General features: G+C 73.1%; 17 protein-coding genes. 11 read left to right on the top strand and 6 right to left on the bottom strand.

The genetic code is table 11. The features are described 5' to 3' along the window. Positions 1-110 precede the first annotated feature (110 nt). Positions 111-482, top strand: coding sequence for a HesB/IscA family protein (locus ZF1_RS17580; protein ID WP_062395963.1), 372 nt, complete (start codon positions 111-113; stop codon positions 480-482). A 124-nt stretch (positions 483-606) separates the two neighbouring features. Continuing rightward, entirely contained in the window at positions 607-1542 is a 936-nt protein-coding gene (locus ZF1_RS17575) for a carbohydrate kinase family protein (protein ID WP_251785340.1), read from the top strand. Between the two features lie 67 nt (positions 1543-1609). On the opposite strand, the gene asnB is transcribed toward ZF1_RS17575, so the two are convergent. Beyond that, entirely contained in the window at positions 1610-3556 is a 1947-nt protein-coding gene (gene asnB, locus ZF1_RS17570) for an asparagine synthase (glutamine-hydrolyzing) (RefSeq protein ID WP_043282739.1), read from the bottom strand. Positions 3557-3850: 294 nt separating this feature from the next. Here asnB and ctaC point away from each other — a divergent pair, with 294 nt between their 5' ends. Beyond that, a complete protein-coding gene (gene ctaC / locus ZF1_RS17565; protein WP_226357677.1) occupies positions 3851-4801 on the top strand; it encodes an aa3-type cytochrome oxidase subunit II in 951 nt (316 codons plus the stop codon). Between the two features lie 16 nt (positions 4802-4817). Beyond that, positions 4818-5216, top strand: coding sequence for a cytochrome c oxidase subunit 4 (locus tag ZF1_RS17560; RefSeq protein ID WP_062395961.1), 399 nt, complete (start codon positions 4818-4820; stop codon positions 5214-5216). 169 nt (positions 5217-5385) lie between these two features. Here the strand turns inward: ZF1_RS17560 and ZF1_RS17555 are convergent, their stop codons facing one another. Both ZF1_RS17555 and ZF1_RS17550 read right to left on the bottom strand, forming a co-directional pair. Beyond that, a complete protein-coding gene (locus ZF1_RS17555) occupies positions 5386-6345 on the bottom strand; it encodes a hypothetical protein (protein WP_405416557.1) in 960 nt (319 codons plus the stop codon). 182 nt (positions 6346-6527) lie between these two features. Further along, the gene (locus tag ZF1_RS17550) at positions 6528-7685 is read right to left on the bottom strand and encodes an acyl-CoA dehydrogenase family protein (protein WP_476651848.1); all 1158 of its coding nucleotides are present in this window, start codon (positions 7683-7685) and stop codon (positions 6528-6530) included. 114 nt (positions 7686-7799) lie between these two features. Between ZF1_RS17550 and ZF1_RS17545 the strand changes: the two genes are divergently transcribed. Both ZF1_RS17545 and ZF1_RS17540 read left to right on the top strand, forming a co-directional pair. Continuing rightward, positions 7800-9278 (top strand): sensor histidine kinase, encoded by a 1479-nt coding sequence (locus ZF1_RS17545; protein ID WP_482637824.1) that lies wholly within the window; start codon positions 7800-7802, stop codon positions 9276-9278. A 20-nt stretch (positions 9279-9298) separates the two neighbouring features. Further along, entirely contained in the window at positions 9299-9937 is a 639-nt protein-coding gene (locus ZF1_RS17540) for a response regulator transcription factor (RefSeq protein WP_226358027.1), read from the top strand. On the opposite strand, the gene ZF1_RS17535 is transcribed toward ZF1_RS17540, so the two are convergent. Further along, positions 9934-11709 (bottom strand): NHL domain-containing thioredoxin family protein, encoded by a 1776-nt coding sequence (locus tag ZF1_RS17535; protein WP_482637823.1) that lies wholly within the window; start codon positions 11707-11709, stop codon positions 9934-9936. The genes ZF1_RS17540 and ZF1_RS17535 overlap by 4 nt on opposite strands. 77 nt (positions 11710-11786) lie before the next feature. On the opposite strand from ZF1_RS17535, the gene ZF1_RS17530 reads away from it, so the two are divergent. Together ZF1_RS17530 and ZF1_RS17525 are read left to right on the top strand one after the other, a co-directional pair. Beyond that, positions 11787-12593 (top strand): Fpg/Nei family DNA glycosylase, encoded by an 807-nt coding sequence (locus ZF1_RS17530; RefSeq protein WP_482637822.1) that lies wholly within the window; start codon positions 11787-11789, stop codon positions 12591-12593. 24 nt (positions 12594-12617) lie between these two features. After that, the gene (locus ZF1_RS17525; RefSeq protein WP_482637821.1) at positions 12618-13196 is read left to right on the top strand and encodes a hypothetical protein; all 579 of its coding nucleotides are present in this window, start codon (positions 12618-12620) and stop codon (positions 13194-13196) included. A 27-nt stretch (positions 13197-13223) separates the two neighbouring features. Here ZF1_RS17525 and ZF1_RS17520 read toward each other — a convergent pair whose 3' ends face one another. Together ZF1_RS17520 and pgi are read right to left on the bottom strand one after the other, a co-directional pair. Further along, the gene (locus ZF1_RS17520; RefSeq protein WP_482637820.1) at positions 13224-13895 is read right to left on the bottom strand and encodes a phosphatase PAP2 family protein; all 672 of its coding nucleotides are present in this window, start codon (positions 13893-13895) and stop codon (positions 13224-13226) included. Positions 13896-13940: 45 nt separating this feature from the next. Continuing rightward, positions 13941-15611, bottom strand: a complete 1671-nt coding sequence (gene pgi / locus ZF1_RS17515) for a glucose-6-phosphate isomerase (protein WP_482637819.1) — start codon at positions 15609-15611, stop codon at positions 13941-13943. A gap of 473 nt (positions 15612-16084) precedes the next feature. Here pgi and ZF1_RS17510 point away from each other — a divergent pair, with 473 nt between their 5' ends. From ZF1_RS17510 to ZF1_RS17500, 3 genes are all read left to right on the top strand, one after another. Next, the gene (locus ZF1_RS17510; protein ID WP_482637818.1) at positions 16085-16552 is read left to right on the top strand and encodes a DoxX family protein; all 468 of its coding nucleotides are present in this window, start codon (positions 16085-16087) and stop codon (positions 16550-16552) included. Positions 16553-16696: 144 nt separating this feature from the next. Continuing rightward, the gene (locus ZF1_RS17505) at positions 16697-17578 is read left to right on the top strand and encodes a HipA family kinase (protein ID WP_476651841.1); all 882 of its coding nucleotides are present in this window, start codon (positions 16697-16699) and stop codon (positions 17576-17578) included. Beyond that, a complete protein-coding gene (locus ZF1_RS17500; RefSeq protein ID WP_251784999.1) occupies positions 17575-18006 on the top strand; it encodes a DUF3037 domain-containing protein in 432 nt (143 codons plus the stop codon). Before ZF1_RS17505 ends, ZF1_RS17500 begins: the two co-directional genes overlap by 4 nt. Positions 18007-18037: the final 31 nt, after the last annotated feature.

Raw genomic sequence — 18037 nt, 5'->3', positions numbered from 1 at the left:
CGTCGGCGATTCGCACGGTCTCCGCACGGATGCGGACCGGCCCGACGTCGTACTATGGATTCCGACGCCCGGTGGGAACAGGGCGGACCACGCACGTTGTTGGGAGAGTCATGACCGTTGACAACACCTTGGACGCGGGCGCGACCACGGAGCAGACGCACGGCGTGGAGCTGACCGACTCCGCTGCCGTCAAGGCGCGCACCCTGCTCGAGCAGGAGGGCCGCGACGACATGCACCTGCGCATCGCCGTGCAGCCCGGTGGCTGTGCCGGCCTGCGCTACCAGCTCTTCTTCGACGACCGGTCGCTCGACGGTGACCTCTTCCGTGACTTCCACGGTCTCAAGGTCGGCGTCGACCGGATGAGCGCCCCGTACCTGCAGGGCGCCACGATCGACTTCGTCGACACCATCGAGAAGCAGGGCTTCACGATCGACAACCCGAACGCGGGCGGCTCCTGCGCCTGTGGCGACAGCTTCAACTGACGTCGCACAGCAGCACCTCCGAAGGGCCCCGCCGGTGATCTCCGGCGGGGCCCTTCGGCGTGGGTGACGTAGGGTCCCCGGTGTGCCTATTGCCGTGACGGGTTCGATCGCCTCCGACAACCTCATGCATTTTCCGGGGAAGTTCTCCGAGCAGATCCTGGCCGACCAGCTGGACCGGATCTCGGTCAGCTTCCTGGTCGACGACCTGACGGTCCGCCGGGGCGGCGTGGCCGGCAACATCGCCTTCGCGCTCGGTGTGCTCGGCCAGAACCCGGTGCTGATCGGCGCCGTCGGTGCCGACTTCGCCGAGTACAAGCAGGTCCTCGACGACCTGGGTGTCGACACCTCCGGGGTGCACACCCACGACGACGTCCACACCGCCCGCTTCGTCTGCACCACCGACGACGACATGCGTCAGATCGCGTCCTTCTACACCGGCGCCATGGCCAAGTCGAAGGAGATCGAGCTCGCCCCGATCGCCGAGCGCGTCGGCGGGTTCGACCTGGTGCTCATCGGTGCCAGCGACCCCGAGGCCATGCTGCGCCACACCGACGAGTGCCGCACCCAGGGCTACCCCTTCCTCGCCGACCCCTCCCAGCAGCTCGCCCGGATGGAGGGCCCCGAGGTCCGCCGCCTCATCGAGGGCGCGACCTACCTGGTCACCAACGACTACGAGTTCGAGCTGCTGCTCAAGAAGACCGGCTGGACCGCCGAGGAGATCGGCGCCAAGGTCGGCACCCGCATCACCACCTTCGGCGAGAAGGGCGCGCTGATCGTCGAGGCCGACGGCACCGAGACCCGGATCGACGTCGTCCCGCCGACCGAGCTGGTCGACCCGACCGGCGTCGGCGACGCCTGGCGCGCCGGATTCCTGACCGCGCTCGGTGCCGGGCTGTCGCTGGAGCGTTCGGCCCAGCTGGGTGCGCTCATCGCGACCTACGTCCTGGAGTCCGACGGCCCGCAGGAGTGGACCTGGGACCGCGACGCCGCGCTGACCCGCCTGGCCGACGCGTTCGGCGAGGCCGCGGCCGACGAGCTGCGCGCCGTCCTGCCCGCCTGACCCCCTCCGGACGCCGACGGGCCGGCACCCCTCAGGGGTGCCGGCCCGTCCGTCGTGCGGGGACCGCTCAGATCTTGACCGGGTAGGTCGGGGTCGGGACCTCGGGCACGATCCGCTTCTCGACGAAGATCCCGTGCCACAGCAGGAAGACCAGCACCGCCCAGATCCGGCGGGAGTGGTCGACCGGGCCCTCGCGGTGCGCGTCGAGCATGCGGTGCACGGCCTGCAGGTCGATCAGGTGCCCGGCACCGGAGTTCTGCAGGATGTCGCGCGCCCAGGCGTACATCTCGTCGCGCAGCCAGTGCCGGATCGGCACCGGGAAGCCGAGCTTCGGCCGGTTGAGCACGTGCGGCGGGATGATGCCCTCGCAGGCCCGGCGCAGCGCGTACTTCGTCGTGCCGTTCGAGCCGTGGGTGATCTTCTGCGACTGCGGCAGCGACGAGGCGATGTCGAAGACCTCGGGGTCGAGGAACGGCACCCGCAGCTCCAGCGAGTGCGCCATCGTCATCTTGTCGGCCTTGACCAGGATGTCGCCGCGCAGCCAGGTGAACAGGTCGACGTGCTGCATCCGGGCGACCGGGTCCCAGTCGTGGCTGGCGAAGTAGTGCGGCGCCGTCACGTCCTGGTGCGACACCCGCGGGTCGTAGCCGCGCAGGACCTCGTGGAGCTGGTCGTCGCGGAAGATGCGGGCGTTGCCGTAGTAGCGCTGCTCCATCGACAGCGACCCGCGGCGCAGCAGGTCCTTGCCCCGCATGCCCTCGGGCATCTTGCGCGACGCCCGGCGCATGAGCGGCTTGAGCGTGCCGGGGACCTTCTCGAACGGCGACAGCGACAGCGGCTCGCGGTAGATCGAGTACCCGCCGAACAGCTCGTCGGCGCCCTCGCCGGACAGCACGACCTTGACGTGCTGGCGGGCCTCGCGGGCGATGAACCACAGCGGGACCAGCGCCGGGTCGGCGACCGGGTCGTCGAGGTACCAGATGATGAGCGGCAGGGCCTCCATCATCTCGTCCGGCTTGACGGTGCGGACCACGTGCCGCACGCCGATCGCGGCGGCGGACTCCGCGGCCACGTCGACCTCGGAGTAGCCCTCGCGCTCGAACCCGGTGGTGAAGGTGATCAGGTTCGGGTTGTGCTCCTTGGCGAGCGCCGCGATCGCGGTGGAGTCGATCCCGCCGGACAGGAACGCACCGACGGTGACGTCGGCCCGCATGTGCTTGGCGACCGAGTCGCGCAGCACGTCGGCGATCTCGCCGTGCACGATCGCCTCCGCCTCGGCGCTGGCCGGGGCGTGGCTGGGCAGCGAGATGAACTTCGGCGCGAAGTAGCGCTGGTGCAGCGGCTCCTCGCCGGGGCGCACGGTGACGTGCGTGCCGGACTCGACGCGCGAGATCATCCGGTGCAGCGACATCGGCTCGGGCACGTACTGCAGGGTCAGGTAGTGCTGCAGCGCGGCCGGCTCCAGGTCCAGCCCGATCTCCAGCTCACCGGCCAGCGACAGCAGCGACTTCTTCTCGCTGGCGAACGCGGTGCCGACCGGGGTGGTGGCCAGGAACAGCGGCTTGATGCCGAACGGGTCGCGGGCCAGGAACAGCTCGCGCTCCACGACGTCCCAGATGGCGAAGGCGAACATGCCGCGCAGGCGCTGTACGGCGTCGGGGCCCCAGTAGTGGAACGCCGCGACGATGACCTCGCCGTCGCCGTCGGTGGCGAACGCCGCGTCGTAGGTCTCGATCAGCTCCTCACGGAGCTCGAGGTAGTTGTAGATCTCGCCGTTGAAGACGATGGTGTAGCGGGTGTCCTCGCCCGGCACCGGCCCCCAGTGCAGGGGTTGGTGGGAATGGTCCACGTCGATGATCGACAACCGGTTGAACCCGAGGACGAGGTCGTGGTCGTTCCACGTCTCGCTCTCGTCGGGTCCCCGATGCCGCGCACAGCGTAGCCCGTCGGCGATCGGGTCGACCCGGGTCGCGGCGTCCGCCCCGGCGGTCAGCAATCCCAGCAGTCCGCACACACCGGTCAGTATGCCGAGTCAGCCGGACGGGTCTCGCGCGCCCCGGTGCGAAACGGTCTTCCCGCTGCGAGACTGCCTGTTTCCCCTGCGGCGGTGACGACGTTCACGCCCTGTCCGGGAACCCCCGGGGGGCGCGGCCCGACCGGGGTTCGTCTAGGCTCTACGCGAGGTCGAAGACGGTGCTCCATACGGGTGGCACATGATCCCCTTCGACCGCGGTGTCGTGACGGCGGAGCAAGGAAGAACGTGCTGGCAGTGCGGCGTACGCAGGAGACGACAGGAAGGCGGCGTGCAGTGGCCCGAACCGAAGGCCGCTCCCGGATCGCCCGGGCGGCGAAGGTGGCCGTGGTCGGCCTGCTGGCGGCTCCGGCTCTGGCCGGTTGCTCGGTCCAGGAGGTCATCCGGTTCGGGTGGCCCGAGGGGGTGACCCCCGAGGCCGAGTCGATGCGCAACCTGTGGACCTGGTCCGCGATCGCGGCGCTGGTCGTCGGTGTCATCACCTGGGGCGCCATGTTCTGGGCGATGATCCTGCACCGGAAGCGCAAGGACGACGACGGCTCGCTGCCGCGCCAGACGCAGTACAACCTGCCGGTCGAGCTCGTCTTCACGGCGATCCCCACCGTCATCGTGGCCGTGCTCTTCGGCTTCACGGTGAACGTGCAGAACTACATCGACAAGGAGAACCCGACCGCGGGCGGCCCGGCCGACCTGCGGGTCGACATCGTCGGGTTCCAGTGGAACTGGGAGTTCTCCTACCCCGACGAGGCCGGCCAGGGCGGACGCCCGGTGAGCACGCTGGGGACGAGCGACACGATCCCGATCATGGTCCTCCCGACCGACCGGTCGATCCAGTTCACGCAGCGCTCGCCCGACGTGATCCACTCGTTCTACGTGCCGGAGTTCCTCTTCAAGCGCGACGTCTTCCCGTTCCCGGAGCGGAACGAGCAGGACAACACCTACATCATCGACCGGATCGACCGTGAGGGTGCGTTCGTCGGTCGCTGCGCCGAGCTGTGCGGCACGTACCACTCGCAGATGAACTTCGAGGTGCGTGCCCTGGAGCCCGCGCTGTTCGACCGGTACATCCAGCTCCGCAAGGAGACCAACCCGCAGACCGGGCAGGCCTACTCGACCGGCGAGGCGCTGCAGGCGCTGAACTGCGGCGAGTGGTGCGCGCCGGAGGCGATCAGCACGCAGCCGTTCTCGACCGACCGCGGCCAGCTGGCCGCGCAGGTCACGGGCTGAGGGAGGACGCGCACCCATGAAGATCGAGTCCCGGCTCTTCGAGATCGTCACCGGCTTCTTCATCCTGGCCGCGCTGGCGTACATGTTCATCGCCGGTGAGGTCGTCGGCGTGACCGCGCTGTGGCTGACCGCCGGTCTGTCGCTGATCGTCGGCACGTACTTCCGGTTCGTCTCCCGCCGCCTCGAGGAGCGCCCCGAGGACAACCCCGAGGCCGAGGTCTCCGACGGTGCCGGCGAGGTGGGATTCTTCTCCGCCGGCAGCTACTGGCCGCTCGGCCTGGCCGCCGCGGCCGCCTTCGCCGCCCTGGGTGTGGCCTTCTGGTACGCCTGGATGATCGTCATCGGCATGACGCTGGTGCTGATCGCCGTCGGCGGCCTGGTGTTCGAGTACCACCGGGGCCCCGCCGCCCACTGATCGACCGCAGCCCACGACGGCCCCGCCCGGGATCCCCGGGCGGGGCCGTTCGTCGTCCCAGCTGCTGCCTTTCACGTCCGCGGGCCCCCCGGCCTGCCCCCAGGGGAACTCTCGTAGCGCTCTAAGCCACGAGAGTTCCCCTGGGGGCACCCCGGGGTCGCCCCGCGGCTCAGGCGGCGTCGTCGAGGTGGACGACGTCGGGGCGGGGCTGGGCGAGAGCGCGGGCGTGACATCGGCGTAGCTCGTCGACGATCTCGGCCGGTCGTCGTCGCAGGTCCGAGGGCAGCGTCTGCACCACGACGACACCGTGCCTGCTGAGGGCGGCCCGCCTGCGCACGGTGCGCGCGTAGTCCTCCGGAGAGAGGTGGAACTCGATTGAGTCGATCTCCCAGGCGAGACCCGCGTCCGGCCACCAGAAGTCGACGACGGCGATCAGGACGCCACGCCGGTCGGTCAGCCGGACGTTGGACCGCGGCACCGGCAGACCGCTGCGGAGCGCCAGCTTCCGCGCCCTGGCCTCGGCCACGGAGCGCACTCCCGCGGTCATCTCGCCGAGGACCGCCCGGGGCAGGGCGACTCCCCGGCTGCTGCAGACAGCCAGCTCCTCCCGGAGCTCGTCGATCGTGCCGTGCCCGTGTTGCAAAAGATCGGCGAACAGGTCCCGGACGAAGTCGCGATCGCGGGAGCACCGAGCCGCGTCGACTGCCGCGCGCACCACCGGTGCGACCGGGTGCCGGCGTGCTCCCGGGACCGGCAGACGCCGCGTCCGTTCCGTCCGCACCACCGACCACCTTCCGCGCCGACGGTCGTGCGGGACGAGCACGTGCACCGGGCCGTGGGGCGACGGCGCGGTGCGCACACCGTGCAGGTGCAAGGCGTCGAGCCCGGTCAGCATCGCGTCCGGCCCGGCGACGATCAGGGCTGCCCGCTGCCGGTCGTCTCGGACCACGGAGCCGTTGGACAGCTTGACGACCCCGGGACAGAGACTGCGCCACGGCCCGCCCGGCCGGCAGCGGCGGGCGATCGTCCTGCGGTCCAGGCCCAGCCTCTCGAGCTCACGGACCGGGACGACGGGTTCGCGGAGCTCGGACAGGACCTCAGCGGGTGAGGGGGCGCTGCGTCGGGGCACCCGACCAGCGTGCCCCCGTCCGGCCCCGCAACCGGGACGACTTCCTCCCCTGTGGACAACCATCCTTGCGCCGCTCCCGCCCGGAGCTGCCCCGAGTGTCACTTTCGTGGCTTAGAGCGCTACGAGAGTGACCCTGGGAGCTACCCGGAGGGGGCGGGGGCGGTGCGGGGCGCGGGGCGCGGTCAGCCCCGGGCGGCGCGGCCGAGCGCGTCGCGGGCGATGATGACCTGCTGGATCTGGCTGGTGCCCTCGTAGATCCGGAAGAGCCGGGCGTCGCGGTAGAACCGCTCGACGGCGACGCCGCGCATGTAGCCCGCCCCGCCGTGCACCTGCACCGCGCGGTCGGCGACCCGGCCCACCATCTCCGAGCAGAAGTACTTCGCGGCGGCGGGCCCGGAGACCATGTCGGTGCCGTCGTCGAAGCTGCGGGCGGCGTCGAGGACCAGGCCGCGGCCCGCGCGGGCGTCGGTCACCGAGTCCGCGACCAGGCCCTGGACCAGTTGGAACCGGGCGATCGGCTTGCCGCCCTGCTCGCGGGTGCGGGCGAACTCGACGGTCTCGTGGACCAGCCGGTCGGCCATCCCGACGCAGACCGCGCCGATGTGCAGCCGGCCGTGGGCGAGGCACTTCGCGGCGACGAGGAAGCCCCTGTCGATGCCCTCCTCGCCGCCGACGACGTTCTCGAACGGGACGCGGACGTCGTCGAGGTACACGTCGGCGGTCCAGGCGCCGAACTGGCCCATCTTGTGGTCCTTCGGCCCGACCGAGAGGCCGGGGGTGCCCTTCGGGACGAGGAAGGTGGAGATGCCGCGGTTGCCGGGGGCGTCCGGGTCGGTCCGCGCGAACACCATGATCACGTCGGCGACGGGGGAGTTGGTGATGTAGCGCTTGGATCCGTTGAGGACCCAGCCGTCGCCGTCGCGGACGGCCCGGGTGGTGAGCGAGGAGGGGTCGGAGCCGGCGTCGGCCTCCGTCAGCCCGAACGAGGCGGTGACCTCGCCGGAGGCGAGCCGGGGCAGCCACTGCTTCTTCTGCTCCTCGGTGCCGCCCTCCAGCAGCACGTGCCCGGCGATGCCGTTGTTGGTGCCGAACAGCGAGCGCAGCGCGGGGGTCGTCCAGCCGAGCTCGAACGCGAGGCGGACCTCCTGCGAGGCGGTCAGGCCGAGGCCGCCGTACTGCTCGGGGATGGTGAAGCCGTAGAGGCCCATCTCCTTGCACTGGGCGACGATGCGCTCGGGGACGGCGTCCTCGGCGTCGATCCGCTCCTCCTGCGGCACCACCTCGGTGCGGATGAAGTCACGGACGGAGTCCAGGACGTCGGTGAGGTCGGCGGGGTCCACGGGCACACCTTCTCGCGTCGTCGCGTCTGTTACCGAGGGGTAGCTCACCATGTCGCCCCCGTCCCACGCGACCCCGGCGGGGTGTTCGTCACCGCCTATCCTCGGGGTGCACCCGTGCCGCGCCGAGCAGGAGGACCGCATGTCCGAGGAGCCGGCCGACCGCGACCTCGCCACCCGCCCCGCCCCGCCCCCGACGAGCCGGGCGGCAGCCACCTGGACCCGCACCTGGTCCGCGCGCTGGAGGGCTGGGGCAACGGCGCGCTGCGCGAGTACCTGCTGCGCGACGGCGGCCTGCACCTGCCGCACCCGCCGGGCTGGCCGTCGTCGTGGCCGGGGCGCACCCGGCTCGGCGCCCAGATGGCCTACCTGCTGACCGGGCTGCCGCTGGCGGTCGTCAGCGGGGTCGTGGTCCTGGTCGGGCTGGTGCTGGGCGCGGGGACGTTCGTGATCTGGATCGGGCTGCCGATCACCGTCGGGCTGCTGGCCGCGGCGCGCGGGTTCGCCGAGCTGGAACGCCGGGCCACCGAGGCCGCGACCGGCGGCCCGCTCCCGCCGCACCACTACCGGCCCAACCGCGGGCGCTCGCTGATGGGGCGGCTGTTCCGGGCCCTGGCCGACCCGCAGAGCTGGCGCGACGTCGCGCACGCCGTCACCGCGCTGCCGGTGCGGACGGTGACCGCGGCGATCGCGCTGGTGTGGTCGGTCACCGGCCTGGGCGGGCTGTTCTACGTGTTCTGGCAGTGGTCGCTGCCGCGCGGGCCGAACAACTGGACGCTGTTCGGCTCGATCACCGGCATCGACTCCACCCTCGGCGACGTCGCGCTCAACACCGGGCTCGGTGTCCTGCTGCTGATGACCCTGCCGACGGTCGTGCGCTGGCTGACCGACGTGCGCGCGCTGCTCGCCCGAGGCCTGCTCACCAACCAGACCGCCGCGCTGCGGGCCCGCGCGCTGGCGCTGGCCGCCGGCCGCCGGGCGGCCGTCGCGGCCGAGGCGCAGACCCTGCGCCGGCTCGAACGCGACATCCACGACGGGCCGCAGCAGCGCCTGGTGCGGCTCGGCATGGACCTGGAGTCCGCCGTCCGGCGCCTCGACGACGACCCCGAGCGCGCCCGCCCGCTGCTGCACGAGGCCCTGGAACAGAGCCGCGAGGCGCTCTCGGAGCTGCGTGCGCTGTCCCGGGGCATCGCGCCGCCGATCCTGGCCGACCGCGGGCTCGGACCGGCGCTGCGGGCCGCCGCGGGGCGCTGCCCGGTCCCGGTCGACCTCGACGTGGGCCTCGACGACGGCGCCCGGCTGCCCGCCCTGGTCGAGAACACCGCGTACTTCGTGGTGACCGAGGCGCTCACCAACATCGCCAAGCACGCCGGCGCGACCGCGGTGACGGTCACCGTGACCGTCGACGAGACCCTGCTGCGGGTCTGCGTCCGCGACGACGGCCGCGGCGGCGCCCACCCGGGCAAGGGGCACGGTCTGGCGGGGCTCGCCGACCGGCTGGAGATCGTCGAGGGACGCCTGGAGGTCGACAGCCCGCCCGGTGGCCCGACCGTCCTGACCGCGGAGGTCCCGGTCGCCGGCCTGGGGGACGCGTGACCCAGGATGGGTCCATGACGATGCGGGTGGTCCTCGCCGAGGACTCGGTGCTGCTGCGCGAGGGCCTGGTCCGGCTGCTGGAGGAGGCGGACGCGACGGTGCTCGCCGCCGTCGGGGACGGCACCGCCCTCGTCGCCGCGGTGGAGGAGCACCAGCCCGAGGTGGCCGTCGTCGACGTCCGGATGCCGCCCTCGTTCACCGACGAGGGGCTGCGGGCCGCGCTGGAGATCCGCAGGCGGTTCCCGTCGGTCGGCATCCTGGTGCTGTCGCAGTACGTCGAGGAGTCCTACGCCACCGACCTGCTGGAGGCCGGCGGCGGGGTCGGGTACCTGCTCAAGGACCGTGTGTCCAAGCTCGCCGACCTCTCCGACGCACTCGGCCGGGTCGCCGCGGGCGGCACCGTGCTGGACCCCGAGGTCGTCTCCGCGCTGCTCACCAAGCGCCGCCGGCGCGACCCCCTGGCCGAGCTGTCCCCGCGCGAGCGCGAGGTGCTGGAGCTCATGGCCCAGGGCCGCACCAACATCGCCATCGGGCGGCTCATGGTGATCACCCAGGGCGCGGTGGAGAAGCACATCTCCTCGATCTTCACCAAGCTCGGGCTGCCGCCGTCGTCGGACGACCACCGCCGCGTGATGGCGGTCCTGGCCTGGCTGGGCTAGACCGAGCGCAGGTCCAGCGCCAGCTCGGCGGACCCGCCGTCGTCGACGGTCACCGGGATGCCCCAGTCCTGCTGGTAGCGGTGGCAGGCGGCGAACCCGTCCGACGGGTCGTCGCAGGCCGCCGCGGTCACCGCGACCTGCAGCACCCCGGCGCCGACGCCCGGGTCCAGGCGCAGCTCGCGGGTCAGCCCGGTCGCGGTGCCCCCGCCGGACAGCAGCAGCGACGGCGGGTCGGCCGCCACGGTCAGCGACGTCGGGTCGCCGTACCGGTCGTCCAGGTGCTGCCCGGTGGGCGGGGCGAACCCGATCCGCAGCGCCACTCCGGGGGCGAGGGCCGTCGGGGTCCGCCGGACGACGTGGGCGTCGCCGGACACCAGCGACCCGGCCGGGACGGGCAGCCGCACCAGCCGGTGCGCCGCGGACTCGACGACGACCAGCGTCTCGCCGTCGACGAGCAGGTCCGACGGTTCGGCGAGCCCCTCGGCCAGCGTCGAGACCAGGTTCGTCGCGGGGTCGAACCGGCGCACCGCGCCGTTGTAGGTGTCGGCGACGGCGACCGAGCCGTCGGGCAGCACGGTCACCCCGAGCGGGTGCTGCAGCAGCGCCTGCGCGGCCGGGCCGTCGCGGTGCCCGAACTCGAACAGCCCCTGCCCGACGGCCGTCGCGACCGCGGCCCCGGGGCCGTCGCCGACCCGGCGCAGCGCGGAGATCTCGGAGTCGGCGACCCACAGCGTCCCGTCGGGGCCGGCGGCCAGCCCGAACGGCTGGGCGAAGAACGCCTCGTCGAACGCGCCGTCGCGCAGTCCCTCGGTGGTGGTCCCGGCCAGGACCCGGGCCTCGCCGGTGGCGGGGTCGAGGGTCCACAGCTGGTGCGGTCCCGCCATCGCGACGACGACCGTCCCGCCCCACCACGCCAGGTCCCACGGCGAGGACAGCAGCGTCGACGCGCCACCGACGGCGACCCGCTCGCGCAGCTGCTCACCGGTCCCGGCCGGGGTGGACACGGTGCCGTCGGCCAGGTCGACCCGCCGGACCGCGTGGTTGACGGTGTCGGCGACCAGCACGGCGTCGCCGGAGGGGAGGACCAGCAACCCCTGCGGCTCGGAGAACCGGGCCGCCGCCGTCGCGCCGTCGGTGAGCCCGCGCTCCCCGGACCCGATCCGCCGCACCTCGGTCTCCAGGTCGGGCTCCAGCTCGACGAGCTGGTGGTGGGCGGTGTCGGACACGAGGAACGTGCCGCCGGGCAGCGCGACGACCTTCCCGGGGAACCGCAGCGCGGTGTCCGGCGCGGGCGGCGGGACGTACGGGTCGTCCCCGCGGCGCAGCCGGTCGCCGTGTGTGCCGACCAGCTCCCGGACCAGCGCGGCCAGCCCGGGGCCGTGGCCCTCGCCCGCCATCCGGGCGACGACGAACCCGTCCGGGTCGATGACGGCCAGGGTCGGCCAGGCGCGGGCGGCGTAGGCGTCCCAGGTGGTGAGCTCCGGGTCGTCGAGGACGGGGTGGGTGACGTCGTAGCGCTCCACGGCGGCCTCGACGGCGGCCGGGTCCGCCTCGTGCAGGAACTTCGGCGAGTGCACCCCGATGATCGTCAGGACGTCACCGAACTCGGCTTCCAGGGGCCGCAGCTCGTCGAGCGCGTGCAGGCAGTTGACGCAGCAGAACGTCCAGAAGTCGAGCACCACGATCCGCCCGCGCAGCCCGGCGAGGGTCACGTCCTCGCCACCGGTGTTGAGCCACCGCCGTCCGCGCAGTTCGGGCGCCCGCACCTTCATCCGTTCACCAGCAGTCACACCGGCCCCAACGACGGACCGGCGCGCGCGTGTTCCCCGGCCACGCCACACTGACCGTCATGCCCGAGCTGCCCGAGGTGGAGAACGCACGCACGGTCCTCGCCGAGGCCGTCGGCCGAACGATCACCGCCGTCGACGACCGCGACGACTGGGTCTGCCGCCCGCACCGGCCCGGTGACATCGCCTCGGCGCTGAAGGGCGGGCGGCTCACCCGGGCGAACCGGATCGGCAAGACCATGTGGTGCGACACCGAGACCGCCGACGGCGAGGCGGGGCCCGCGCTCGGCGTGCATCTCGGGATGGGCGGACGGATCGTCGTCACCGACTCCGACGGTGAGCGCATCGGCGGCGGCCCCGCCCGCCCCGACCGGCAGCCGCGCAAGGCCGAGTGGGACCGGTTCACCATGACCTTCGACGACGGCGGGCAGTTCCGGCTGTTCGACAAGCGCCGTCTCGGCCGGGTCCGGCTCGATCCCGACCTGTCCGGTCTCGGCCCCGACGCGGAGGGGATGAAGCCGGCCGAGTTCCGCGACCGGCTGCTGCGCGGCACGTCGGCGGTGAAGGCACGGCTGCTCGGCCAGTCCGTGCTGGCAGGCGTCGGGAACCTGCTGGCCGACGAGACGCTGTGGCAGGCGCGGATCTCGCCGAAGGCCCCGGTGCGCGACCTGACCCGCACCGATCTGGACCGGCTGCACCGCAACCTCGACCGCGCGCTGGAGCGGGCCGTCGCGAACGGTGGCGTGCACACCGGTGAGGTCGTCGAGCACCGGCACCCGGGTGGGCACTGCCCGCGCTGCGGGGCCGAGATGGTGCACGGGACCGTCGGCGGGCGGTCGACGTGGTGGTGCCCGCAGGAGCAGGTCTGACCGGGGGCCGTGCACAATCACCCCATGCCGGACGCGTCCGACACCGCTCTGCTCTTCCTCGACCGCGGCCTCGTGCGCGCCGACGACACCCCACCCGACCCCGCGGCCCAGCGCCGCGCCCACACCCTGGGCCGCACCGCCCGCGGTGCCCGGTGGGTCGTCCCCGTGCTGCTGCTCGTCGTACTGGTGCTCGCGTTCACCCCGGTGGCGGGCGCGGCGTTCTGGGTGGCGGCCGTCGTCGTGCTGGTCGGGGTCGTGGCCGTGGTGCTGCTGCTGACCCGCGCGGCCGCCGTCGCGCACGCCACGGCGGGGCTCCCGGTGCCGATCGAGATCACCGGGAAGGTCGCGACCGCGATGCGTGCCGTGCTCGCCATGACCGGCGCGCTGCGCACCCACCGGAGGGCCGGCGGTGCCGCCGAGGGGGTCGCGCTGCTGCGGCAGTGGACGACGGCGACCGAGGCGTTGCGCGCGGCGTGGCTGCGCGACGACATCGGTGCCTGGCACGACCACGCCCGCACCCTCGCCGCGGCGGGGGAGCGGGCCACGCGCATCACCGGCGGCCTGACCGGCGCCGCGACGCCGGACGGGGACGCCGCGCGCTGACCGGCGCCCTGGTGGGGCCGCGCGGGGTCAGGCCGCGGCGGTGTCCGGTCGCCGGGTCCGCCGGGCGAGCACCAGCGACAGCACCGTCACCCCGGTGAACGCCAGCGCCGCCCCGAGCGTCCACCCGGCGAGCACGTCGGAGAGCCAGTGCACACCCAGATAGATGCGGGTGAACCCGACGGCCCCCGCCCACAGCACCGCGAACGCGGTGAGCAGCACCCGGCCGCGTGACCGCAGCACCGGCCACAGCACGAGCACCAGCGTCGTCCATGCGGCGACGACCATCGTCGCGTGCCCGGACGGCAGCGACTCGTTCGCCACGGCCATCACCTGCAGGTCCGCCGGCGGACGGGCCCGGTCGAGGATCCGCTTGACCACCGTGAACACCACGCTGGCGACGAGCGGGACCGCGGCCAGGCACAGGCCCTCCGCGACCCGGCCGCGCACCGCGAGCACGGCCCCGCCGACGAGCGCGACCGCCGTGCTCCCGACGGTGTTGCCGAGCTCGGTGACGACCAGCGCGACCACGGTGACGCCGGGGATCCGGTCCGCGGCCAGCCCGACGGCGGTCTCGGTGTCACCGCCCTGCAGCACACCCGTCCACGCCAGGGCGATGAGCACCCCGGCGAGGACGAGCAGGGCCGCAGCGACCGGACCGGTGACGCGGGCCCGCAGCGGGGCCGACGGTTGATCGTTCACCGGGCGATTCTCCCCCTGGCGACGCTCCTCCGCCGGAGAGGTGCCTCAGCGACCACGCCAGGCGCGGTAGCGGCCGATCAGCGCGGCGGTGGAGGTGTCGAGACCGGCCTCGGCGGCGTCCGGCGGGTTCGGGTCGTGGAGCGCGGGGCCGAACTGCTTGGCCATGACCTTGCCGAGCTCCACGCCCCACTGGTCGAAGGAGTCGATGCCCCAGATCGTGCCCTCGACGAAGGTGACGTGCTCGTAGAAGGCGATGATCTGCCCCAGCACCGACGGGGTCAGCTTCTCGGCCAGGATCGTCGACGACGGCCGGTTGCCCGGCATCACCTTGTGCGGCACGACGTCGGCCGGGGTGCCCTCGGCCTCGATCTCCGCGGCGGTCTTGCCGAACGCCAGCGCCGCGGACTGGGCGAACAGGTTCGCCATGAACAGGTCGTGGGAGTCGGCGGCGTCCTCGCCGGGCAGGTCGTGGTGCGGGCGGGCGAATCCGATGAAGTCGCACGGCACGAGCCGGGTGCCCTGGTGCAGCAGCTGATAGAACGCGTGCTGGCCGTTGGTGCCCGGCTCGCCCCAGAAGATCTCGCCGGTGGTCGTGGTGACCGGGGTGCCGTCGCCGCGCACGGACTTGCCGTTGGACTCCATGGTCAGCTGCTGCAGGTAGGCGGGCAGCCGGTGCAGGTACTGGGAGTACGGCAGCACCGCGCGGGTGTCGGCGCCGAAGAAGTTCGCGTACCAGACGCCGAGCAGCCCGGAGATCACCGGCAGGTTCTGCTCGAGCGGGGTGTGCCGGAAGTGCTCGTCCATGGCGTGCATGCCGGCGAGGAACTCCGCGAAGTGCTCGCGGCCGATCGCGCACATCAGCGACAGCCCGATCGCGGAGTCCAGCGAGTAGCGGCCGCCGACCCAGTTCCAGAACCCGAACATGTTGTCGGTGGAGATGCCGAACTCCGACACCTTCTCCGCGTTCGTGGAGACCGCGGCGAAGTGTTTCGCGACGACCCCGGTGTCGTCCGTCCCGAGCCCGGACAGCAGCCAGGACCGCGCGTTGCGGGCGTTGGTCAGCGTCTCCTGCGTGGTGAACGTCTTCGACGAGACGACGAACAGCGTGGTCGCCGGGTCGAGGTCGCGGGTCTTCTCGTACAGGTCGGTCGGGTCGATGTTGGACACGAACCGGCACTCGAGGTCGCGCTGGGCGTAGTCGCGCAGCGCCTCGTAGGCCATGACCGGTCCCAGGTCGGAGCCCCCGATGCCGATGTTGACCACCGTGCGGATCCGCTGCCCGGTGGACCCGGTCCACGCCCCGGAGCGCACCGCGTCGGTGAACTCGCCCATCCGGTCCAGGACGGCGTGCACGTCGGCGACGACGTCCTGGCCGTCGACGGTGAGCGACGCGTCACGCGGCAGCCGCAGCGCCGTGTGCAGCACGGCCCGGTCCTCGGAGGTGTTCACGTGCTCACCGGTGAACATCGCCTCGGTGCGGGCGGGCAGCCCGGCCGCCCGCGCCAGGTCCGTCAGCAACCCGACGGTGTCGCGGGTGATGCGGTGCTTGGAGTAGTCGAGCACCAGGTCGGCCCCGGTGGCGGTGAGCGCACCGGCGCGGTCGGGGTCGTCGTCGAACAGCGACCGCAGGTGCCGCGGCTCGACCTCCGCCGCGTGCTCGGTCAGCGCCGTCCATTCCGTGGTCGCCGTGATGTCGTGGCTGTTCGTGTCGGACACGACGGCCATCATGGCGCAGCGCCGGGGCCCGAGCGCGACGGCACGACCCGGCGGCGCGTCACTGGGCCGCTCGGGCGTACCGCCCGGCGCGCGCAGGGTCGTGCGGGACGAGCGGTCTGTCCGGATCGACGGGCTGCACGTGGCCCCGACGGTCGGTGACCCCCGGGTGGGTGAGTCGCCGGTCACTGCGACGTCCGGGTGATCTCCGCTCCGACAGGGACACGCAGCGTGCCCGCGACCTGCGACGACGCCGGATCGGGGCGACCGCTCGGCCGGTCGTGCCGTGTGGGCCACCGGCCACAGTGCTCCCCGGTCGGGTGACACGCGGTGGCGTACATCTCGTCGCGTGCTGCGGCCGTCTCGTCGCGCAGGGTGGCTGAACCGGGCGGCGTAGCGCGTTCGTGCCTCTAGGATCTTGTGCAGTCCGTGGTGACGAGCTCACCCGCGGTGATCATCTCGTACCTGGAGGAACCGTGTACCGCTCCCTGACCGGAACCCCGCGCGACGTCGCGCTGCTCGTCGCCCGCCTGCTGCTGGCCTACATCATGGTCATGCACTCGTGGAAGAAGATCGACGCCGGTCTGTTCGACACCGCCGCCGTGTTCGCGAAGTTCGGCATCCCGCTGGCGATCGGCGCGGCGTCGTTCACGATCGTGGTCGAGCTCGTGTTCTCGGTCTCGGTCGCCCTCGGTGTCCGCATGGTCCTGCCCGGCGCGATGATGACCTTCGTGATGGCCGGCGCGATCTGGTTCGTCCACGGCAAGAACGGCCTGTTCATGGCCGACAACGGCTGGGCGCTCGTCGGCACCATCATCTGCGCCACGCTGATCCTCATGTCCACCGGCCCGGGCCGGCTCAGCGTCGACGAGCTCCTGTCCCGCCAGGCCGCCCGCCGCATGGAGCAGACCCAGGCGATCCCGCGCCAGACCGTCTCGGTCTGACCCGCACCTCCCGGTCCGCTCGCGCGCCCCGGAGCCGGGCGGGCCGGTGACCCTCCTCCCGGACCGCCTGCGAGCGCGACCACGGCCCGCACCCCGACGCCACGGGGTGCGGGCCGCATCCGTGCCCGGCGCTAACCTCCGCGGGTGAGCCACGAGCGGACGACCGAGGGGCGGGCGCTGCCCCGGCTGACCGCGATCCGGTACGTGACCCCGCTGCGCGAGGGCGGGTCGCTGCCCGGGCTGATGGAGGCCGACGACCTCGGCACCTACGCGGTCAAGTTCACCGGCGCCGGGCAGGGCCGCGCGGTGCTGGTCAACGAGATCGTGTCCGGGGAGCTCGCCCGCGCGCTGGGTCTGCCCGTCCCGCGGATCGCGACGATCGTCGTCGACGGGACGCTCGGGCGCACCGAGCCGGACGAGGAGGTCCAGGAGCTGCTCCGGAACTCCCATGGGCTCAACCTGGCCGTCGACTTCCTGCCCGGGGCGCTCGACCTGGACCCGGTCGCGTTCGACGTCGGACCCGGGTTCGCCGGTCGGGTGCTCTGGTTCGACGCGCTCGTCGGCAACGTCGACCGCTCCTGGCGCAACTCGAACATGCTGCTCTGGCACCGCAGGCCCTACCTGATCGACCACGGAGCGACGCTCACCTTCGCCCACGACTGGTCGGCCGCGCCGCGGTTCGCCCACCGCCCGTTCGACGCCGGCGACCACGTGCTGCTCGGCGCCCACCCCGACCTCGACGCCGCGGACGGCGCACTCGCCCCGCTGGTCACCCCGGACCTGCTCGAGGGGGTGCTGGCGCTGGTGCCCGACGAGTGGATCGCCGACGTCGACGGCGTCGGGGGCCCCGACGCCGTGCGCGCCGCGTACGTCCAGGCGCTCGCGGCCCGGGTCGCGGCGCGCGGGGAGTGGCTGCCGGGCGTCGCCGCGACGGTGGCGGCGGGCAGACCACGGCCGGTCGACCGTGCCCCACGCCGTCCGCCGTGGCTCCGGATCGGCGGCGTCGGCGGCGGTGAGGGTCGGTGAGCGGCCTCGTCGCCTACGAGTACGCGCTGCTGCGGGTCGTGCCCCGGGTGGAACGCGGCGAGTCGATGAACGCCGGGGTGCTCCTGCACTGCCGGGCCCGCGACGTCCTCGCGGTGCGGGTCCACCTCGACCGCGCCCGGCTGGCCGCGCTCGACCCGACCGCCGACGCCGACGCCGTCGACGAGCTGCTGGCGACGGTGGCCGCGGTGGCCGCGGTGCCCGAGCCACCGCGCTCGGACCGGCACGCCACCGGCGCGCTGGCCGCCCGCGGGCCCGGCGCGGGGGAGGACATCGGACGCCGCTTCCGGCGCCTCACCACCGCACGCAGCACCATCGTGTGCCCCGGCCCGGTCCACACAGGACTCACCGAGGACCCGGCCGCGGAGGCCGAGCGGCTGCTCGCCCGCCTCGTCCTGCCGCTGTCCTAGGGTGACCCCGGCCGGAACGCACGACGGCGCC

Source organism: Pseudonocardia sp. ZF1 (genome assembly GCF_056835605.1).
Note: the sequence above shows the minus strand (reverse complement) of the source record. Positions and strands in the feature narration are given on the sequence as shown.